Below are 18,395 nucleotides of genomic sequence, written 5' to 3'. Positions count from 1 at the left end.
ACAGATCCTACCGCCGTACCCGTGGTGATGGGCTCATCGGTCAGTGGAACCATGTCGGCGGCCGGGTCCTGTTCATAGGCTTCGGAATCGGCGTCGGCTCGCGCCACGCCAGCGGACTGCTGCAACTCCGGCTGCTTGGAACGCCGGGTCCGGCTGGTGCTTCCGGTAGAGACAGTTTTCTGGCGTGGCATGAACCCTCACTGTGGCGGCAGATACCGCATCGGATCGACTGGTTTCCCGTTCTTGCGTACCTCGAAATGCAGTTTCACACGATCGGTGTCACTGTTGCCCATCTCTGCAATCTTTTGTCCCTTGCGGACCGTTGCCTGCTCCGTCACCAGCACCTTGTCGTTGTGGCCGTAAGCAGTGAGATATGTATCGTTGTGTTTGATGATGACAAGATTCCCGTAGCCGCGCAAGGGGCCAACGTGAATCACACGGCCATCGTCGGCAGCCTGCACCGCATCGCCCTTCTTGCCGGCAATATCGATGCCCTTGTTGCCTTTTTCGTCGAATCGTCCGATCAACTGGCCGGTGACCGGCCATGCCAGCTTGATTGTGCCATCAGCGGCGGCGGCGGACGCGGGCGCCGAGGGCGCGGAAGCCCCGCCAGCGGCGGCAGTCGACGGAATCGGGGTGGGAACCGGACGAGCCTGGTCGATCGGCTGCGCCTGCACGCTGCCGGGCGCCACCGGCACGGTGGCCACGCCAGAGCCCGCATTCACATCGGCACCCGGCGGCACCACCCGCAACAATTGACCCACCTCAATCTGATTCGCATTCGCGAGCGAATTCCAGGCCGCGACATCGCGGTAGGACTGGCCGTTCTCGAGCGCGATTCGATAAAGCGTATCGCCTCGCTTGACGCGATAGTATCCAGGCGGCGCAGGCTCCAGCGGGACGACGCCAGCGACACCGGCGCCGGAGGTGCGGTCCACCACCGGCGCGGGCATGGGCGAGGAAGCGCAGGCCGCCAGCAGGGCCAGCAACAGGGAGGCGGTGGCGAGCTGCCCGGCGCGGGCGATACGTTCCGTGTTCACGATATTGTGCATAGTTCGACTCAGATAGTGCCCGATTTTAATGGCACAAAGAAAACGGCTTCAAGCGCGGTCCGGTGAAAACGATGCCGGTTACGCCGCTCGATCAACAATAACTGCTGTGTGACGGTCTGGCCCGGCCCGCCGGCGGGGGGCGCCACCGCCACAGGCGCGATCAGCCGCCCGCCGACTGCCAGCTGCTCCAGCAACGCCTGCGGCACCTCCATGCCGGCCGCCGCCAGGATAATCGACGAAAACGGCGCCGCCTGCGGCAAGCCCAGCATGCCGTCGCCATAGTGCAGGCGCAGGTTTGGCACCCGCAACGGCCGCAAGTTCGCTTTGGCTTGTTCGTGGAGCGGACGAATCCGCTCGATGGAAAACACTTCGCGCGCCACCAGGCTCAGTACCGCCGCCTGGTAGCCGCAGCCGGTGCCGATCTCCAGCACGCGCTCCAGCGGCTCGTCGGCGGCGAGGCCATCGCGCAACAGTTCGATCATGCGTGCCACCACCGACGGCTTGGAGATGGTCTGCTGGTGGCCGATCGGCAACGCCGCGTCTTCATACGCTTGCGAAGCCAGCCCAGGCTCGACGAACAGGTGGCGAGGGATAGTGGCAATTGCGTCGAGTACACGCTCGTCGCGGATGCCCGCTGCGCGCAACCGCGCCGCCAACGCGCCGCGCGCCCGCTCGGACGCCATCCCGCCCCCGCCCGCCGTGGACGCACTGGCGCGAGCCTGCACGGCGCTGGCGGCCGGCGTCGGCGCGGCAGGCGCCTTGGCCGCGAGCGACTTGGCGGCCATCGCCGCGCCGCGAGTCCCGCCAACGGCAGGCATGCCGGCGGTACGCGCCGGTGCGGGCTTGCGCTCGACCACGGCGTCCAGCGACAGGGGAAACTTTGGGCGACGCGGGACGGTACTCATGACGGCCAGATACTGCGCGCGCAAGGGCTTATGCGAGCCACTGGTTGATCTGCTCGAGCTGCCCGCGGTGTGTCAGGTCCAGCTGCAAAGGGGTCAACGACACGAAACCTTCGCCCGTGGCGTGGAAATCCGTGCCCTCGCTCGCATCGCGTGCGTCGCCGGCAGGTCCGATCCAGTAGTTGGTGTCGCCACGCGGGTTTACCTGCGTGATGACAGGCTGCGAGGGATGACGCTTGCCTAGCCGGGTGGCGCGATACCCTTTGAGATGCTCGAACGGCAGGCTGGGAATATTGACGTTGAGCAGGAAGGGTTCTTCCGCCGGCTTGGCAATATAGCGCTCGACAATGTCGCGCGCCACGCGGGCGGCCGCGTCGAGGTGCGTCCAGCCCTTGTCCACCTGGGAAAAGGCGATCGAGGGAATGCCCAGCAAGAAACCCTCGATGGCCGCGGCGACGGTGCCGGAGTACAGCACGTCCTCACCCATGTTCTGGCCCTGGTTGATGCCTGACACCACCAGATCCGGTTTCTCGTCCAGCAGGCCGGTCAGCGCGATATGCACACAATCGGTCGGGGTGCCGTTGACGAAACGGAAACCTTTCTGCACGCCCTCGCGCGCCTCGAAGATCGACAGGGGCCGTTGCAAGGTCAGCGAATTCGACGCACCGCTGTGGTTTTGCTCGGGCGCGATCACCGTGATGCGAGCCAGCGGCGCCAGCGCGGCATGTAGCGCGGCAAGCCCCGGCGCCAGGTAACCGTCATCGTTTGCGAGGAGGATATGCATGGGCGCGATTGTACCTGACAAGGCTGCTGCGAGCGCCCTGTCCGTACCGCAAATCGTGCTGCCGACCGACCGCCGAAGATGGCCACTGGTGCGCAACAGAACGATCGTGCTATTTTTGCGCTACACTTGCCCGGGCCTGTCTGGCGCAACGCGCATGGACCTCGCGTTCACCCATTTGCGCCATACTCTGCCGGGCATCGAACATATCACCGGAGACATGATGAAAGCCGTACTTTGCAAAGCCTGGGGCCCGCCTGATTCGCTGGTTCTTGAAACCCTGCCCGACCTGGCGCCCGGCGCGGGCGAAGTGGTCATCGACGTGAAGGCGGCCGGCGTGAATTTCCCCGACGTCCTCATCATCCAGAACAAATACCAGGCCAAGCCGCAACTGCCCTTCTCGCCCGGCTCGGAGCTGGCCGGCGTGGTCAACGCGGTGGGAGAAGGCGTGACGCACGTCAAACCCGGCGACAATGTCATCGCCTATCTCGGCAACGGCGCTTTTGCCTCGCAAGCCAAGGCGCCCGCCAGCGCGGTGGTGCCGATGCCGCCGGGCATCGACTTCGAAACCGCCGCGGCATTCACCCTCACTTACGGCACCTCGCACCACGCGGTGATCGACCGCGGCGAGTTGAAGGCCGGCCAGACCATGCTGGTACTCGGTGCCGCCGGCGGCGTGGGCCTGGCCGCGATCGAGATCGGCAAGGCCATCGGCGCGCGCGTGATCGCGGCAGCTTCCACCGACGAGAAGCTCGCGGTATGCAAGGACCATGGCGCCGATGCGCTGATCAACTACAGCACCGAAGACCTGCGCGAGCGCGTCAAGGCGCTGACCGAAGGACGCGGACCCGACGTGATTTACGATCCGGTCGGCGGCATCTACGCCGAGCCGGCGTTCCGCTCGATCGGCTGGCGCGGCCGCTACCTGGTGGTGGGTTTCGCCAATGGCGAAATCCCCAAGCTCCCGCTGAACCTCGCGCTGCTCAAGGGCGCCTCGCTGGTGGGCGTGTTCTGGGGCGATTTCGCACGGCGCGAACCCAAGGCGAACCAGGCCAATATGGCGCAGATGCTGGGATGGATGAAGGAAGGCAAGATCCGYCCGCATATCTCCGCGCGCTATCCGCTGGAGCAGGCGCCGCAGGCCCTGAAGGACATGGAAGCACGCAAGGTCACCGGCAAGATCGTCATCGTGCCCTGACCGCGCGCGCCTTCGGCGCGGTGCAAAAGAAAAAACGCCTGGCGCCTTGGTGCCAGGCGTTTTTTTGCGCCGTCGATCTTCACGTCACCATGGCGGCGGCGCCCCGCCCCGCCGTTCAGAAGCGATGCTGCAGACCGGCGGTCACGCCCACCTGGTTGTTCGCATAGCCAATGAAATCACGCGACAGGCTCACGTTCTGGCCGTTGCGGGCCTTGGCGTAGCCGCCCGACAGGTAAGCCGTGGTGCGCTTGGACAGCGCGTACTGGGCCCGCACCGAGAACAGAATCGGATCGGCGTCGCTGCCACCCTTGATATTCTGCTTGTAGACGGCACCATACAGCGTGAAGGCCGGTGTGAAATCGTACGAAGCACCCCCCCAGTACATGTCGCTGCGCTGGGATGCTGCGGCGGTGGTAAAGGCGCGCTTGTAGTTGCGGTAGCCGGCATAGAGTCTCAGGTCGCCGAAGGCGTAGCTGGCGCCGGCGTGAATGCCCTGGATGTAATCCGTCGCGTCGGCCGGCGTGGTGCTGGTGCCGGCGCCGTTCTGGCGATCCCAGGTGGCGGCCGCGGCGAAGCCGCCCGCGCTGTAGCCCACGCCGAGGTCGTATTTGGACAAGCTTTTGAAACTGCCGGCCACTTCGCCCAGCGCTACCGTGGCGCCCAGCTTCACGCCGCCGAAATTGCCGTCATAGCGGATCGCGTTGGACGCGCGCGAGAACAAGCCGTCCTTGCGATCGCCGGTCGCCGTGGACGAAGTCGCCCAGGAGTAGTTCGGCGCGTACCCCATCGGGTCGAACGGCAGCATGAAATCGTAGGTGGTGGTAAAGGTGCGGCCCAGCACAACCTGCCCGTACTTGTTGCTGGACAAGCCGACGATGGCGCGGCGGTCGAACAGCGTGCCCTCGGAGTCCAGCCTTCCGGTATCGATGGCGATGCCGCTTTCCAGCTGGAACAACGCCTTCAGGCCGCCGCCCAGGTCCTCGACGCCGCGCATGCCCCAGCGCGACGTGTTCTTGCCGCCCGAGACCAGCTTCGTTACCGAGCCGTCCGGGCCGGCGTGGCTGGCGTATTCGATGCCGGCATCCATGATGCCGTACAGGGTCACGCTGGATTGCGCCGCGGCGGTACCGGCCAGGCTCATGCCCAGTGCTGCCAGCGCGATCGATTTCAACTTCATGACGTCTCCTCTTGTCGTAGTCGTGGTGCGTTGTTGTTTGGTGCCGGGGCAGCCCCCCGGGATGGCACGCATGGTATGGCAGGCGCACTTTCAGTTCGCTTTCGAAATTCGACGGATTTCATCGGCCCACGGGCGTTGGGGGTTGGGAGTTTCCCTAGCTTCAAAGTCGGGCCGGATGCCTGTATTCCTCTGCGGCTGCCGATTTCGCCATTGCGGTGGCGCGCGCTGACTTTTCCGCTTTTCAAGGGGGCCCTGCCCTCGCCTAAACCATGCGAATCCTGCTTGTTGAAGACAATGTGATGCTGGCCAATGCGCTGGTCGAAGCGCTGACCCAGGCCGGCTTCGCCGTCGACTGCATGCACGACGGGCGGGCCGCCGATCACCTGCTGGCGACGCAGGACTACGCGCTGCTCATCCTCGACCTTGACCTGCCCAAGCTCGATGGGCTCGAGGTGCTGCGGCGCCTGCGACAACGGCGCAATGCCTTGCCCGTACTGATCCTGACCGCGCACGGATCCGTCGAGGACCGGGTAAAGGGGCTCAATCTCGGCGCCGACGACTACCTGTCCAAGCCGTTCGACCTGTCCGAGCTGGAAGCCCGCGCCCGCGCGCTGATACGCCGCAGCCACGGGCACGAGAGCACGCAATTGCAATGCGGCACGCTGTGCTATGACGGGATCAGCCGCGCGTTTACGCTGAACGGCGAAACGCTGGCACTGACCGGGCGGGAGCGCGCGGTGCTCGAAGTGTTGATGCTGCGCGACGGACGCGCCGTCAACAAGGAGGCCATGTCGGAGAAAATCTTCGGCATCGACGAGTCGGTCAACCCCGATGCCATCGAGATCTACGTGCACCGCCTGCGCAAGAAGCTGGATGGCAGCGGCGTGGCCATCGTCACCCTGCGCGGGCTGGGCTACCTGCTCGATGCGGGCGCCCAGGCTGGCGCGGCCCTGCCCGCCGCGCGATGAAAGTACCGAGCCTGCGCCTGCAGCTGTCGCTCTGGCTGCTGCTGCCGTTGCTGATGTTGCTGGCGCTCGACGCATGGATGACTTACCACCGCGCCATGGATGCCGCCCACGTGGCATTCGACCGCACGCTGGAAGCCTCGCTCAAGTCGATGCGCGAAGGCATCCGCCTGCATGAAGGCCGCTTCGCCATCGACGTGCCCTACCTGGCGCTGGAGATTTTCGAGTCCGAGGCCGGCAGCCGCATCTATTACGTGATTCGCGATGAAAAAGGGGCCACGCTGACCGGCTACGACGACCTCCGGATGCCTGCCGCGCCCAAGCCCCAGCTCTACAAGACCGTTTTCTACGATGCCCGCTTCCGGGGAGAGCCGGTGCGCATGGCGGCCCAGCCACTGCCGGTGCGCGACACGCCGTCGGGACAGACGCGGCTGGTCTGGGTACTGATCGGCGAGACCATCGAGCCGCGCCAGATGCTGGCGCGCGAGATCCTGACCGGTTCGCTGCAGCAGGAACTGGTGCTGGTGACGCTGGCACTGGGTATCGTCTGGCTTGGCGTGCGGCGCGGCCTGCGGCCGCTGCACCGGCTCAGCGGCACGGTGGCCGCGCGCGGCGCCGATGACCTGGCGCCGCTGGAACATCGGCACCTGCCCGCCGAGATGCAACCGCTGGTCGAGGCCATCAACCAATATGTCGCGCGCCTGCACCGCATGCTGCTCGCGCGCAAGCGCTTCTTTGCCGACGCGGCCCACCAGTTGAAGACCCCGCTGGCGATCATGCAGGCACAGTCCGAGCTCGCGCTGCGCGAGCACGATGGCGAACGCATTCGCCGCCACCTGCGTCCGCTGCACGATACCGTGCGCCAGGCGGCCAGAGGCGTACAACAATTGCTGTCGCTATCGCGCCTGGAACCGGACAGCGGCTATGCGCCGGCACTGCAGCCCCTGCGCCTCGACCTGCTCGCCAGGGACGCTGCGCTCGAATGGACAGCGGTGGCGCGCGCCGGCCGGGTCGACCTGGGCTTCGAGGCCCAGGCGCCGGTACACGCGATGGGACAGGCAGAACTGCTGCAGGAGCTGGTCGGCAACCTGATAGACAACGCGATCCGCTATGCCGGCCATGGCGCGCAGGTGACGGTCCACGTGGCCGCGCGGGGAAAACAGCCGTTGCTGCAGGTGATCGACAACGGTCCCGGCGTTGCAGACGAGGAGCGCGACAAGGTATTCCGGCGTTTCTATCGTGGCGAATCCACCCAGGCGCAGCAAGGCAGCGGCCTTGGCCTGCCGATCGTGCGCGAGATTGCACGCACCCATGGCGCCACGGTAACGCTCGAGCAAACGCCGGGTGGCGGCCTGACGGTCAGCGTACGCTTTGCGCCGGTGGCGGCTGCGAGTGCCGCCACCTGACCCGCATCGCGTTGCCTTCGACGGTGCCGCTAAGGCGGGCAATTGGTCGGCACGGCAAGCTCCTGGCGAAAAGGATCGACCTTCAGGCTGGGGTCCTTCGCGCGCAGGCAGTAGGTTCCCGCTGCGCCCCGCACTCGCGCGGTGCGATTCACACCCGCCTGCCCTTCGCCGAGATCCGCGCCCGGTGCCGCGGCAGCAATGCCCGCGGCAAGCCGGCGCGCGGGCGACGCCACCGCATCCGAGGCTGCGCGCTCGAAGCTCGCCCCGCCCCGCTGCCTGCTGCGGGCGATATTGTCCAGTGCGGCGCCGGGGACTGGCGGCGCGTCGCCGGAGGCAGGCGGTTCCAGCCGCAACATGGGTACCGTGGCGGCACCGGAGGGTGCCGCACGCGTAGGGTGCGCAGAGACCGTTGCCGCGGCAGGCGGCTGCACGGGCTGCTCAGCCCGTGCGGCGGGGCGCGCTCCGACTGCAGGCTGGCCACGCGTGGTCGCGGCAAGTGGCGCGTGTGCTGGCATGACAGGGATTGGCGGCGCCGCGGAAGGCATGACGGTGACCCATTGCAAGGCCTTCGCGCCGGCTTCGTCCCGCCGCTGCGGTTCGGAAAGCAACTGCCGGGCAGGCCAGGGCACCGGCGCCAACACCAGGACATGCGCCGCCAGCACCAGTGCGGCCACGATCAGGCGCTGGCTGCGGGCGCCGCGGCCGGCAGTCGGTATCGGGTACGTCAATGGCATCGGTGGCTTGCCTGCGCGTCCCGGCGCCTCGGCGCTGGAACGCGCAGCATGTCTCGGGCAATGGAAATCAGGTCCCGATTCTAGGTGAAAATAATTGTCTTAAACACAAAACATTACGCCCGACAATTGCGCCCTACCCCCGTCGACAGTGCCAGATGAAGCGGCACCAGGGCAGGCTACGCAATTACCTCGCAAAATAAACACGGCCGGAGGAAAGTCATCCTCCGGCCGCTCCTATTGCCACGCGCGATCGCCGCCGCGCCATGCCGATGCCAGTCTTACAAGCGCTCGGTCTCCCCGCTACGCGGTTGCCACTTCATCAATCGCTTCTCCACGATGCCCACCAGCGTGTCGAGCACCAGCGCCGCCGCGGTCAGCACCACGATGCCGGCGAACACGGTGTTGATGTCGAAAGTGCCTTCGGCCTGCAGGATCAGGTAACCCACGCCCCGCGCCGAGCCCAGGTATTCGCCCACCACCGCGCCCACGAAAGCCAGGCCAACCGAGGTATGCAGCGAGGAGAAGACCCAGCTGGTCGCGCTCGGCAGGTAGACATGGCGCAGCAGCTGTTTCTGGTTTGCGCCCAGCATGCGCACATTGGCCAGCACCACCGGGCTGACTTCCTTGACGCCCTGGTAGACGTTGAAGAACACGATAAAGAACACCAGCGTCACCGCCAGCGCCACCTTGGACCAGATGCCCAGACCGAACCACACGGCGAAGATCGGCGCCAGAATCACACGCGGCATCGAGTTCATGGCCTTGATGTAGGGATCGAGGATGGCGGACGTCAGCGGGCTGAGCGCCAGCCACAGGCCAACGCCGAGCCCCGCCGCCGTGCCGATGCCGAAAGCCAGCAGCGTCTCGATCAGGGTCACGCCGAGGTGGATATAAATATCGCGCTCGACCACGAACCAGTTCCAGATACGCTGGGCCACCATCAGCGGTTCGCCGAAGAAGAAGGCAACTTGTTGCGAGCGCGTGGCGATATGCCAGGCGCCGAGGATCACCACGAGGACGAGCAACTGCCAGAATCGCAGCATGCCCTTGGAGTCGGGACGGAAAGCCATGGGAATCGGAGTTCGAATTTAAATCAGACAGGATTGAGTGGGAAGCGGGCGGGCCGGGCCATCGTGGCGACCGGCGCGCTCGCGGAGTTCGTTGCGCGCTATGCGCCGCGCGAAGTGACGGTAGTCAACTCACGCAACCTTGCGCTGCTGCGCATAGCCCTTGAGGACTTCCTCGCGCAGCACATCCCAGATCGCGGCGTGCAGTTCGACAAAACGCGGGTGATTGCGTATCTCGGCGACATCGCGCGGACGCGGCAGGTCGATGGCGAATTCGCCGATCGGGTGCGTGCCCGGCCCCGCCGACAGCACCACCACGCGATCGCTCATGGCGATGGCCTCATCGAGATCGTGGGTGATGAACAGGACCGCCTTGCGCTTGGCCGCCCACAGGTCGAGCACTTCGTTTTCCATCAGCTGACGGGTCTGGATGTCGAGCGCGGAGAACGGTTCATCCATCAGGATGATGTCCGGATCGAGCACCAGGGTCTGGGCCAGGCTGACGCGCTTGCGCATGCCACCCGAGAGCTGGTGCGGATAGCGGTCGCCAAAACCGCCCAGGCCAACGCGGCGCAGCCAGGCCTCGCCCTCTTGCTCTGCCTGGGCGCGCGCCATGCCGCGGAATTCCAGCCCGGCGATCACGTTGTCGAGTGCGCTGCGCCAAGGCATCAGGGCCTCGGCCTGGAACATGTAGCCGGCGCGGGTGTTGATGCCCCGCAGCGGCTCGCCGAACACGCGCACCTCGCCAATCGAGGGCTGCAGCAAACCCGCCCCCACATTAAGCAAGGTGGACTTGCCGCAGCCGGTCGGCCCCACCACGGAGACGAATTCACCCGGCTGGATATCCAGGGTGACATCCTTGACGGCGGTATAGCGCTGGCTGCGGTCTTCGCGCGAGACGAAGGTGCAGGTGACGTTGTCGAGGGAAAGTGCGGCAGTGCTCATGGCAGGCTCTTGGCGGATACGGTGCTGAATAACGCTGACTGCGCGAACGGTGCGAACGGTGCGAACCGTGCAAGCGATACGGACAGCGCAGTACCGCGTGACAGGAATAACGTGGAAGGCAAGTTCAAGGCGGCGTGCCCGATGCCATGGCCGGCATCGGCGCTTGCCAATGCAAAGGCCCGCTGCACGCAGCGGGCCGCCGGCACCCTGGGCGCGGGCGATGCCTTATTTGTACTTGGCGTTTGCCTTCTGCACGAAGCTGTTGGTGAAGGTGTTTTCCAGCTTGATGGTCTTGCCCTTCAGGTCCGGATCGAACTGTTGCAGCGCGCTCAGCGCGGTCTTGGGGCCGTCGGCGGGCATGCTGCCGTCCGGCGAGATGGCTTCCTTGACCTTTTCCCAGGCAGCCAGGTAGAGCGCGCGGTCGCCCAGCAGGTAGCTTTCAGGCACGGTCTTGACGATGTCCGACGGACCGGCCTTCTGCAGCCACTTGAGCGCGCGCACCATGGCGTTGGTGAGCGCCTGCGTGGTGTTCGGGTTCTGCTGGATAAACGCCACCGATGCATACAGGCAGCCCGACGGCATATTGCCGCCGAACACGGCCTGGGTGTCCTTCAGCGTGCGGGTATCCGAGGCGATGCGGACTTCGTTCTTCTGGGTCAGCATCGACACCACCGGATCGAGGTTGGCCATCGCGTCGATCTGGCCGGAGCGCATTGCCGCCACCGCGCCGGCGCTGGCGCCGACACCGATGAAGGAAACGTCCGACGCCTTCAGCCCTGCCTTGGCCAGAACGAAGTTGGCCATCATATTGGTCGACGAACCCGGCGCGGTCACGCCGATCTTCTTGCCCTTCAGGTCGGCCACCGACTTGAAGTCGGGCATGGTCTTGTTGGAAACCATCAGCACGATCTGCGGGGCACGGCCCTGCAGCACGAACTCCTGGTACTGCTGGCCCTTGGCCTGCAGGTTGATGGTGTGCTCGTAGGCGCCGGAAACCACGTCGGCGCTGCCGCCCACCACCGCCTGCAATGCCTTGGCACCGCCGGCGAAGTCGACGATCTCGACGTCGAGGCCTTCATCCTTGAAGTAGCCAAGGCGCTCGGCGATGGTCAGCGGCAGGTAGTAGAACAGGTTCTTGCCACCCACGGCGATGGTGATCTTGGCCTTCTCGGGCTTGCCTTGCGCCTGGGCGTAGCCACCGAACGTGAACCAACCCGCAAGGAACAGCGCCAGCGCGAGCAGCGCCTGCTTCCAGAACTTCTTGTTATACATTTTTCTCTCTCCTACCTGTTGTACCCGGCTGCCGGCCGGCGGCATGCACCGTTGCGTGCCATCCGCCGACGCCAGCCGCCGATCTCGCGCTCATGCGTGCCACGGCGTGCCACGGATTCCGTGGTGCCGCGAAGCGGCAAGTTGCGATGCTAGCCGATGCCGCGCCGGGTCGCATCGGGATCAACACCTACAGTGCGGCTCCGCATGGCGGCATGCGGGGCACTAACAATACAGGTCGTGCCTTTCGACCGCCTTACTGACCGGCTTTACTCGATGGCCTTGCGGAATCGCCCTGACGGCCAGCCCGACGCGCGCCTCATTCCGCGTGGATATCGGCCGACTTGATGACCTTGCCCCAGCGCGCCAGTTCGTTGCGCTGATACGTGGCGAGCTGCTGCGGCCCCATGAACTTCGCCTCGGCGCCGAGTTCTTCGGCCTTCTTGCGGAAGGCCTCGGTCTGCATGATGCGTTCGATCTCGCCCGCGAGCTTGTCGAGGACCGGCTTGGGCGTGCCGGCCGGCGCGTACATGGCGAACCACGAAGACACGTCGAGGTCGGGGTACCCGGCTTCCGGCGCGGACGGCACGTCCTTCAGGCTGGGCAGGCGCTGCTTGCTGGTCACCACCAGCGGGCGCAGCTTGCCGCCCTGGATATGGCCCATCAACGGCGGCGGCGTGGTGATGGTGAGATCGACCGAGCCGCCAAGCAGGTCGGTCATGGCCGGGCCGGTGCCTTTGTATGGAACATGGGTGATCTGGATGCCGGCCATCTGGTTCAGCAACTCGGTGGAAACGTGCTGCAGCGAGCCGTTCCCCGACGACGCGTAGTTGAGCTTGTTGGGATTGGCCTTGGCATACGCCACCAGTTCCTTGAGCGTCTTGACCGGCAGGCTCGGGCGCACCACCAGCACTTGCGGCGCCGACAGAAGGTTGGCGACCGGCGCGAAGTCCTTCACCGGGTCCCACGAGGTCTTCGTCAGCAGCGGCGTGATGACCTGGAAGCCAGAGTACTGCACCAGCAGCGTATAGCCGTCCGGCTTGGCACGCGCCACGGTCTGCGCGGCAATGCCGCCTGAACCACCGGGCCGGTTGTCCACCACCACCGGCTGGCCGAGGGCCTTGGACAGCGGCTCGGAGATCATCCGTGCGGCCAGGTCGGTGGTGCCGCCGGCGGCGGCGGAGACCACCAGCGTGACAGGCCGGTTCGGATAGCTGCTGTCCTGGGCCCAGGCGGAAGTACCCGCCAGGCTGGCGGCTGCCAGCGCCACGGCGGCGAGTGTCTTGCGGCGCGCCGGCGATACGGACAGGGAAGAATGCGGACGTGCGTTGGCAAATGCCGGGATGCGAGGCATGGAGCGTCTCCTGCTTGGTGCTTGTTGATCTTGGTCTTTTACAGCGCCCGCGCCAGCCCTCGCCGCGCGGTGCGCAACCGTTCTTCGGGATTCGGTATGGCCGTGCGGCGTCAGTGCTGCCCGCCGAAATGTTCGGCCAGCCAGGCCGGCGGCTGATGCGTGCGCAGGCGCGGCCCCGCGCGCAGCAACTGACTGGCGGTGTCGCGCTGGACCAGCGCCGGCAGCCCGGCCACCACATCGAGCAGGCGCCCCAGGTCCACTCCGGTATCCACGCCCATTGCCGCGAACATGTGCACCAGCTCTTCGGTGCTGACATTGCCGCTTGCACCCGGCGCGAACGGGCAGCCGCCCAGGCCGCCCGCGGCGGCGTCGAAACGCGTCACCCCCGTTTGCCAGGCGGCCAGCGCGTTCGCCAGGCCCATGCCGCGGGTGTTATGCAGGTGAATGGTCAGGCCGGCTTGCGGCAGGCCTTGCTGGAAGCGCTCGCACAGCGAGGCGACCTGGCTGGGATAGGCCATGCCGGTGGTATCGCACAGCGTGATGCCGGCCGCGCCGGCGCTGGCGAAGGATTCGGCCAGCGCCATCACGGCATCGGGATCCACCTCGCCTTCGAAGGGACAGCCGAACACCGTGGACAGCGAAACATTGACCGGCACGCCAGCCGCGTTGGCGGCCTCGGTCATCGCCAGCAACTGGGCTTGCGACTGGACACGCGTCATACGCAGGTTGGCGCGGTTATGGGTCTCGCTGGCGGACATCACCAGGTTGAGCTCATCGGGCCGGCACGACAGCGCACGCTCCAGGCCGCGCAGGTTGGGCACCAGCGCGGTATAGCGCACGCCCGCGGCGCGCGCCATGCGATGCATCACGGCCTCGGCGTCGGCCAGCGCCGGGATAGCCTTCGCCGATGTGAAGGACGTGGCCTCGATGCGGGCGAAGCCGCAGGCCGACAAGGCGTCCAGGAATGCGACCTTGGCGTCGGTGGGCACCACCACCGGTTCGATCTGCAGGCCATCGCGGGGCGCCACTTCGTTGATCTCGATGCGGCCCGGTCCGCGCAGGCGGGTGGAAATGGCGGCGCTCATGCGACCACTCCGCGCGCGCGCAGCTCGGCGATGGTGGCGGCGTCGAAACCGGCGGCCTCCAGCACGCTATCGGTGTGCTCCCCCAGCGTAGGGGCGCGATCGTGAATGGCGCCGGGGCTTGCCGAGAGCTTCGGCATGATGCCCGGCACCTCGACCGTCAGGCCGCTGGCCGCAGTCACGCTTTCGATCACGCCGCGCGCGCGGTAGTGCGGATCTTCCGAGATGTCCTTGACGGTGTAGATGCGGCCCGATGGCACTTCGGCCTGCTTGAGCACCGCCAGCGCGTCTTCCACGCCTTGTGTCCGTGTCCACGCCGTGATCGCCGCATCGATCTCGTCGACACGGCTGACGCGGCCGTCGTTGCGCGCGAGCGCCGGATCTTCAGCCAGGTCGGCGCGGCCGATGGCATGCATCAGCCGCTTGAAGATGGCGTCGCCGTTGGCCGCCACCAGCACGTATTCACCGCTGGCGCAGGGATAGGCGTTGGACGGCGCGATGCCCGGCAACGCGCCGCCGGCCGGCTGGCGCACCGCGCCGAAGGCCGAGTATTCCGGCAACAGGCTCTCGCTCAGGTTGAACAGCGACTCGTACAGCGCGACATCGATCACCTGCCCTTCGCCGCCGCGCGCATCGCGCTCATACAGCGCCAGCAGCACGCCCAGCGCGCCATGCAGGCCGGCAATGGTGTCGCCCAGCGACAGGCCCGCGCGCACCGGGGCACGCCCCGGCTCGCCGGTGAGATAGCGCAGGCCGCCCATGGCCTCGGCTACCGCCGCAAAACCGGGCTCGTCCCTCTTCGGGCCGGTCTGGCCATAGCCGGACACGCGCACCATGATCAGTCCGGGGTTCTCCGCGCGGAGCGCCTCGTAGCCCAGGCCCCATTTTTCCATGGTGCCCGGACGGAAATTCTCGATCAGCACGTCGGCCTCGGCCGCCAGCTTGCGCACCACCTCCTGGCCCTCGGGATTGCGCAGGTCAATGCAGATCGACTGCTTGTTGCGCGACTGCGCTTCCCACCAGACCGAGGTGTCCTCGTAGAGCATGCGCCATTTGCGCAGGGGATCGCCCTGCCCCGGCGGCTCCACCTTGACCACGTGGGCGCCGAAATCGGCAAGGGTCTTGGCGGCGAAGGGGCCGGCTATCAGTTGCCCGAGTTCCAGGACCCGGATGCCTTCGAGGATCTGTCGCGCCATGATGGGGGTGTCTCCGTGCGATGTCGCAATGTCGATTGGGGCTGGCGTGTGGCCGTTGCCGGCACCACGCCTTGTTTCGACGCAGTGTGCCCCAGCCGCGCGGCTGGCGGAATCGGCATTCGGAGAAGCGGGCTTTCTCGGAACGCGAAAGCCCTCGGGGGTTCAGAATGGCGCGCGGTCGCCGCAGAGGTGGGTAATGAGCAGCCGCGCCGACACCGTCAGGCCAGCCGGATCGCGCATGCCGATGAGCAGGGAACGGCGCGCCCAGGCGTCCTGCAACCCCACCAGCGACAAGCCCATCGACTGCACATGCGGCTCGGCCGCGATGCGCGGCAGCACGCCCACGCCCAGCCCCGCCATCACCATGCGGCACATGGCGTCAAAGCTRCGTACCTGGATGCGCAGGCGGAACGGCCGGTCCAGCCGGCTGCTTTCCTCCAGCAGGCGGGCCGCCAGCGAAGTAACCTGCGGCAAGCTGACGAAATCGTATTCGAGGGTGTCCGCATAGCGCACCGGCCCGCGCTCGGAGAGCGGATGGCCTGGCGGTGTCACCAGCACCAGTTCGTCCTGCCGGTACTCCACCGTGACCAGGCCCGCGCTGGGCGTGCGGTCGGCAAAGATGCCCACATCCGCCCGGTTCTCCACCAGGGCGGCGACGATCTCGCTGCTGTTCTGCTCCTCGAGCTCGATACGGATGGTGGGATGCAGCGCCATGAAGGTCGCCAGGTCGTCGGGCAGGAACTGCGTGATGGCCGACGTATTGGCGCAGACGCGCACCTGGCCGCGCACGCCACTGGCATAGTCCGACATCACGCCAGCCATGCGCTCCACGTCCTGCAGGATGGTCAGCGCGTGATGGAAGCATGCCTGACCGGCCTCGGTCAGCTGCACGCCGGCCGCGTGGCGGAAGAACAGCGGCGCCCCGACCGCGGTCTCCAGATCCGAGATGCGCTTGCTGGCCGCCGCCACCGCCAGGTGGGACTGGCGCGCACCGGCGGAGATACTGCCCTGGCGCGCCACGGCGACGAACAGGCCGAGCGTGACGAGGTCGAAGCGGGCGAGATTCATGCGGTTGCGTTCAAGCGCACGGCCGGATACAGGGCGAGGCAGTCCGGCACGGCTAGACCGAGCGCCGGTCCATCACCGCGCGGGCGATGGTGCCGGCATCCACGTATTCGAGTTCGCCACCCACCGGCACGCCGCGCGCCAGGCGCGACACCTTGAGCCCGCGCGCCTTCAGCATCTCGCCGACATAGTGCGCGGTGGCCTCGCCTTCGCTGGTGAAATTGGTGGCGACGATCACCTCCGACACGGGTCCGCCCATGGCGGGATCCGTGGCGCGCGCCAGCAGCCGGTCCAGGTGGATCTCGCGCGGGCCGATGCCGTCGAGTGGCGAGAGCCGGCCCATCAGCACGAAATACTGGCCACGATAGGTCAGCGTCTGCTCGATCATGATCTGGTCGGACGGGGTTTCCACCACGCACAGCAGCGAGGCATCGCGCCGTTCGTCCAGGCAGGTCGAGCAGATTTCCTGCTCGGTGAAGGTATTGCAGCGCGAGCAATGCTTGATGCCATCGGCCGCGCCGCGCAACGCGTCACCCAGCTTGCGGGCGCCCTCTCGGTCGTGCTGCAGCAGGTGGTAAGCCATGCGCTGGGCCGATTTCGGGCCTACGCCGGGCAACACCCGCAACGCCTCGATCAGCGCCTGCAGCGAGGTCGGGGGGGCGCCTTTCACGCTGCGTCTCCCAGGGCCGGCGCCGTCATGCTCACCACCGGCGTGTGATGCAGTACGGTGGGGAACGGCTCGTAGAAATGATGCAACAGGGCTTTCCATTGCTGGTATTGAAGCGAACCGCGAAATCCCACGGTGTGGTCTTTCAGCGTGCGCCAGCGTACCGTCAGCAGGTAAGCGGACGGTTGTTCGATGCCGCGATGCAACTCAAGCCCGAGGAAACCCGGCATGCCCGCGATGATATGGCGCGCCTGCCCGAAGGCCGCCTCGAAGGCGGCTTCCTGGCCCGGGCGCACCGGCAACACTGCGGATTCGAGAATCATGCGCGAGCTCCGTAACTGGCTCAGAACGGCAACTTGAAGCCCGGCGGCAGCGGCAGGCCGGAAGTCATCGAACCCATCTTTTCCTGCGAAGTGGCTTCGGCCTTGCGCACGGCGTCGTTGAAGGCAGCCGCGACCAGGTCTTCCAGCAGTTCCTTGWCCTCGATCAGCGCGAGCTGCTCCTGCATCTTCTTCATGTTTTCCTGCATCTGCTGGGCTTGCTTCATCAGCCCGGCCAGTTGGCCCTTCATCATGGAATGCTCCTGATTAGCGATTGGATAGAAGTTACGGGYCGCCGCGCGTCATGGGCGCCGGCGGCCTTGCAAAAATAAGCGGCGCTCAGGCGGCGCGCGGCTGGATCGATCCTTCCAGGATCGTGCCGCCGAACTCGCGCAGCAAACCCTGCACGAAAGGATCCCCTGCGATCGTGGCTTCGGCCTCGCGCTGGCGCTCGGCACGGGCCCGGGCATCCGCGGCTGCGGCGGTATCGGCCACCGCGCCAATTTCGCACTGCACCCGCACGTCGACGCCGAGATGCTCGGCCAGCGTCTGTTGCAGGCGTTCGACGACGCCAGCCTCGGTAATCGGTGCCACCGGCGCGCGCAAGTGGAAAGTACGGCCTACCACCTGTACCAGTTCGCTCTGGTAGGCAAGCTGCTGCGCCAGGCCCTTGAGGGGCAGGCTGGCAGCCAGCTCCGGCCAGGCGCCGGTAAAGGCCGGCGGCGAGCCATCCTCGCCTGCCACCGGCGGTTTCGGCGGCGTGATCCGCACGGGCTCGGCGGGTTCGGCCGGCGCGGCCTGGACCGGTGCGCGGGCAACCGGCGCGGGCCGCGTGGCGGTTTCGCTGCGCGGCGCGGGCTGGCGCGCCGGCATCGGTTCGGGATCGCTGTCATACGGCCCGATCATGGGCAGGTCCGGCGGGAGGTCCTCCCACGGCGGTACGTCGCTGCTGCCCGCGTTTTCCCACGGCGGCACGTCATTGCCCGGGCCGGCGTCATTGGCTTCCATGGCGGCCGGCCGTGACGGCGGCGCTTCCCGGCGCGCGGGCGTTGTTGCAGCCGGAGCGGGTGCCGCCGGCCGTGACACTGTCGCAGGCGGACCAGGCGGACGCAAAGGCTGGGCCGAGGGCTGGCGCGCAGCCGGCGGTGGCGCCGGCGCGGCGGCAGGCGGCGGCAGGCGCGAGCCGCCTCCGCCACGCGCGGCGGAGGCCTGGCG

At 66.8% G+C, this 18,395-nt stretch carries 19 protein-coding genes and 1 pseudogene; 3 read left to right on the top strand and 17 right to left on the bottom strand.

The annotated features are described in order from the left end of the window. The 4 genes and pseudogenes from AC1DN0_RS35925 to surE all read right to left on the bottom strand — a co-directional run. A pseudogene (locus AC1DN0_RS35925) lies at window positions 1-191 on the bottom strand (RNA polymerase sigma factor RpoS); the annotation flags it as partial. Between the two features lie 6 nt (window positions 192-197). Beyond that, window positions 198-1,052: a peptidoglycan DD-metalloendopeptidase family protein gene (locus AC1DN0_RS35920; protein WP_441632030.1), complete on the bottom strand. Its 855-nt coding sequence runs from the start codon at window positions 1,050-1,052 to the stop codon at window positions 198-200. Window positions 1,053-1,060: 8 nt separating this feature from the next. After that, a complete protein-coding gene (locus tag AC1DN0_RS35915) occupies window positions 1,061-1,957 on the bottom strand; it encodes a protein-L-isoaspartate(D-aspartate) O-methyltransferase (RefSeq protein WP_441632028.1) in 897 nt (298 codons plus the stop codon). A gap of 28 nt (window positions 1,958-1,985) precedes the next feature. Further along, complete coding sequence (gene surE, locus AC1DN0_RS35910; protein ID WP_045239443.1) at window positions 1,986-2,738, bottom strand: 5'/3'-nucleotidase SurE; 753 nt, start codon at window positions 2,736-2,738, stop codon at window positions 1,986-1,988. Window positions 2,739-2,958: 220 nt separating this feature from the next. Here surE and AC1DN0_RS35905 point away from each other — a divergent pair, with 220 nt between their 5' ends. Continuing rightward, on the top strand, window positions 2,959-3,933 hold the full coding sequence (locus AC1DN0_RS35905; RefSeq protein WP_441632066.1) for an NADPH:quinone oxidoreductase family protein: 975 nt from the start codon (window positions 2,959-2,961) through the stop codon (window positions 3,931-3,933). Between the two features lie 115 nt (window positions 3,934-4,048). Here the strand turns inward: AC1DN0_RS35905 and AC1DN0_RS35900 are convergent, their stop codons facing one another. After that, entirely contained in the window at window positions 4,049-5,110 is a 1,062-nt protein-coding gene (locus tag AC1DN0_RS35900; protein WP_441632026.1) for a porin, read from the bottom strand. A gap of 269 nt (window positions 5,111-5,379) precedes the next feature. On the opposite strand from AC1DN0_RS35900, the gene AC1DN0_RS35895 reads away from it, so the two are divergent. Then, on the top strand, window positions 5,380-6,078 hold the full coding sequence (locus tag AC1DN0_RS35895; RefSeq protein WP_441632024.1) for a response regulator: 699 nt from the start codon (window positions 5,380-5,382) through the stop codon (window positions 6,076-6,078). Continuing rightward, window positions 6,075-7,481: a sensor histidine kinase gene (locus AC1DN0_RS35890; RefSeq protein ID WP_441632022.1), complete on the top strand. Its 1,407-nt coding sequence runs from the start codon at window positions 6,075-6,077 to the stop codon at window positions 7,479-7,481. Before AC1DN0_RS35895 ends, AC1DN0_RS35890 begins: the two co-directional genes overlap by 4 nt. A gap of 29 nt (window positions 7,482-7,510) precedes the next feature. Here the strand turns inward: AC1DN0_RS35890 and AC1DN0_RS35885 are convergent, their stop codons facing one another. From AC1DN0_RS35885 to AC1DN0_RS35830, 12 genes are all read right to left on the bottom strand, one after another. Further along, a complete protein-coding gene (locus AC1DN0_RS35885; RefSeq protein ID WP_441632020.1) occupies window positions 7,511-8,215 on the bottom strand; it encodes a hypothetical protein in 705 nt (234 codons plus the stop codon). A 278-nt stretch (window positions 8,216-8,493) separates the two neighbouring features. Further along, window positions 8,494-9,285, bottom strand: a complete 792-nt coding sequence (locus tag AC1DN0_RS35880) for an ABC transporter permease (RefSeq protein ID WP_441632018.1) — start codon at window positions 9,283-9,285, stop codon at window positions 8,494-8,496. A gap of 129 nt (window positions 9,286-9,414) precedes the next feature. Further along, the gene (locus AC1DN0_RS35875; RefSeq protein WP_035874817.1) at window positions 9,415-10,227 is read right to left on the bottom strand and encodes an ABC transporter ATP-binding protein; all 813 of its coding nucleotides are present in this window, start codon (window positions 10,225-10,227) and stop codon (window positions 9,415-9,417) included. 225 nt (window positions 10,228-10,452) lie between these two features. Then, window positions 10,453-11,499, bottom strand: coding sequence for an ABC transporter substrate-binding protein (locus AC1DN0_RS35870; RefSeq protein WP_441632016.1), 1,047 nt, complete (start codon window positions 11,497-11,499; stop codon window positions 10,453-10,455). Window positions 11,500-11,815: 316 nt separating this feature from the next. After that, a complete protein-coding gene (locus AC1DN0_RS35865) occupies window positions 11,816-12,850 on the bottom strand; it encodes a Bug family tripartite tricarboxylate transporter substrate binding protein (protein ID WP_441632014.1) in 1,035 nt (344 codons plus the stop codon). 110 nt (window positions 12,851-12,960) lie between these two features. Next, window positions 12,961-13,935, bottom strand: a complete 975-nt coding sequence (locus AC1DN0_RS35860) for a hydroxymethylglutaryl-CoA lyase (protein ID WP_441632012.1) — start codon at window positions 13,933-13,935, stop codon at window positions 12,961-12,963. Continuing rightward, a complete protein-coding gene (locus AC1DN0_RS35855; RefSeq protein ID WP_441632010.1) occupies window positions 13,932-15,128 on the bottom strand; it encodes a CaiB/BaiF CoA transferase family protein in 1,197 nt (398 codons plus the stop codon). Before AC1DN0_RS35855 ends, AC1DN0_RS35860 begins: the two co-directional genes overlap by 4 nt. A 162-nt stretch (window positions 15,129-15,290) precedes the next feature. Continuing rightward, the gene (locus tag AC1DN0_RS35850) at window positions 15,291-16,196 is read right to left on the bottom strand and encodes a LysR family transcriptional regulator (protein ID WP_035874805.1); all 906 of its coding nucleotides are present in this window, start codon (window positions 16,194-16,196) and stop codon (window positions 15,291-15,293) included. Between the two features lie 52 nt (window positions 16,197-16,248). Next, a complete protein-coding gene (gene recR, locus AC1DN0_RS35845; protein WP_045239450.1) occupies window positions 16,249-16,863 on the bottom strand; it encodes a recombination mediator RecR in 615 nt (204 codons plus the stop codon). Continuing rightward, complete coding sequence (locus AC1DN0_RS35840; RefSeq protein ID WP_441632007.1) at window positions 16,860-17,183, bottom strand: antibiotic biosynthesis monooxygenase family protein; 324 nt, start codon at window positions 17,181-17,183, stop codon at window positions 16,860-16,862. The genes recR and AC1DN0_RS35840 overlap by 4 nt, the downstream gene beginning before the upstream one ends. Before the next feature lie 20 nt (window positions 17,184-17,203). After that, window positions 17,204-17,434: a YbaB/EbfC family nucleoid-associated protein gene (locus AC1DN0_RS35835; protein WP_477146405.1), complete on the bottom strand. Its 231-nt coding sequence runs from the start codon at window positions 17,432-17,434 to the stop codon at window positions 17,204-17,206. 85 nt (window positions 17,435-17,519) lie between these two features. Beyond that, window positions 17,520-18,395: DNA polymerase III subunit gamma/tau C-terminal domain-containing protein (locus AC1DN0_RS35830; RefSeq protein WP_477111424.1), on the bottom strand; the 876-nt coding region annotated here is incomplete at its 5' end.

It is taken from the genome of Cupriavidus sp. 05N39, from assembly GCF_056397325.1.
Note: the sequence above shows the minus strand (reverse complement) of the source record. Positions and strands in the feature narration are given on the sequence as shown.

Bases quoted from the DNA above. Each gene is read 5' to 3' on its own strand.
- AC1DN0_RS35920 (WP_441632030.1), bottom strand. From the start codon at position 1,052: ATGCACAATATCGTGAACACGGAACGTATCGCCCGCGCCGGGCAGCTC.
- AC1DN0_RS35915 (WP_441632028.1), bottom strand. From the start codon at position 1,957: ATGAGTACCGTCCCGCGTCGCCCAAAGTTTCCCCTGTCGCTGGACGCC.
- surE (WP_045239443.1), bottom strand. From the start codon at position 2,738: ATGCATATCCTCCTCGCAAACGATGACGGTTACCTGGCGCCGGGGCTT.
- AC1DN0_RS35900 (WP_441632026.1), bottom strand. From the start codon at position 5,110: ATGAAGTTGAAATCGATCGCGCTGGCAGCACTGGGCATGAGCCTGGCC.
- AC1DN0_RS35895 (WP_441632024.1), top strand. From the start codon at position 5,380: ATGCGAATCCTGCTTGTTGAAGACAATGTGATGCTGGCCAATGCGCTG.
- AC1DN0_RS35890 (WP_441632022.1), top strand. From the start codon at position 6,075: ATGAAAGTACCGAGCCTGCGCCTGCAGCTGTCGCTCTGGCTGCTGCTG.
- AC1DN0_RS35885 (WP_441632020.1), bottom strand. From the start codon at position 8,215: ATGCCATTGACGTACCCGATACCGACTGCCGGCCGCGGCGCCCGCAGC.
- AC1DN0_RS35880 (WP_441632018.1), bottom strand. From the start codon at position 9,285: ATGGCTTTCCGTCCCGACTCCAAGGGCATGCTGCGATTCTGGCAGTTG.
- AC1DN0_RS35875 (WP_035874817.1), bottom strand. From the start codon at position 10,227: ATGAGCACTGCCGCACTTTCCCTCGACAACGTCACCTGCACCTTCGTC.
- AC1DN0_RS35870 (WP_441632016.1), bottom strand. From the start codon at position 11,499: ATGTATAACAAGAAGTTCTGGAAGCAGGCGCTGCTCGCGCTGGCGCTG.
- AC1DN0_RS35865 (WP_441632014.1), bottom strand. From the start codon at position 12,850: ATGCCTCGCATCCCGGCATTTGCCAACGCACGTCCGCATTCTTCCCTG.
- AC1DN0_RS35860 (WP_441632012.1), bottom strand. From the start codon at position 13,935: ATGAGCGCCGCCATTTCCACCCGCCTGCGCGGACCGGGCCGCATCGAG.
- AC1DN0_RS35855 (WP_441632010.1), bottom strand. From the start codon at position 15,128: ATGGCGCGACAGATCCTCGAAGGCATCCGGGTCCTGGAACTCGGGCAA.
- AC1DN0_RS35840 (WP_441632007.1), bottom strand. From the start codon at position 17,183: ATGATTCTCGAATCCGCAGTGTTGCCGGTGCGCCCGGGCCAGGAAGCC.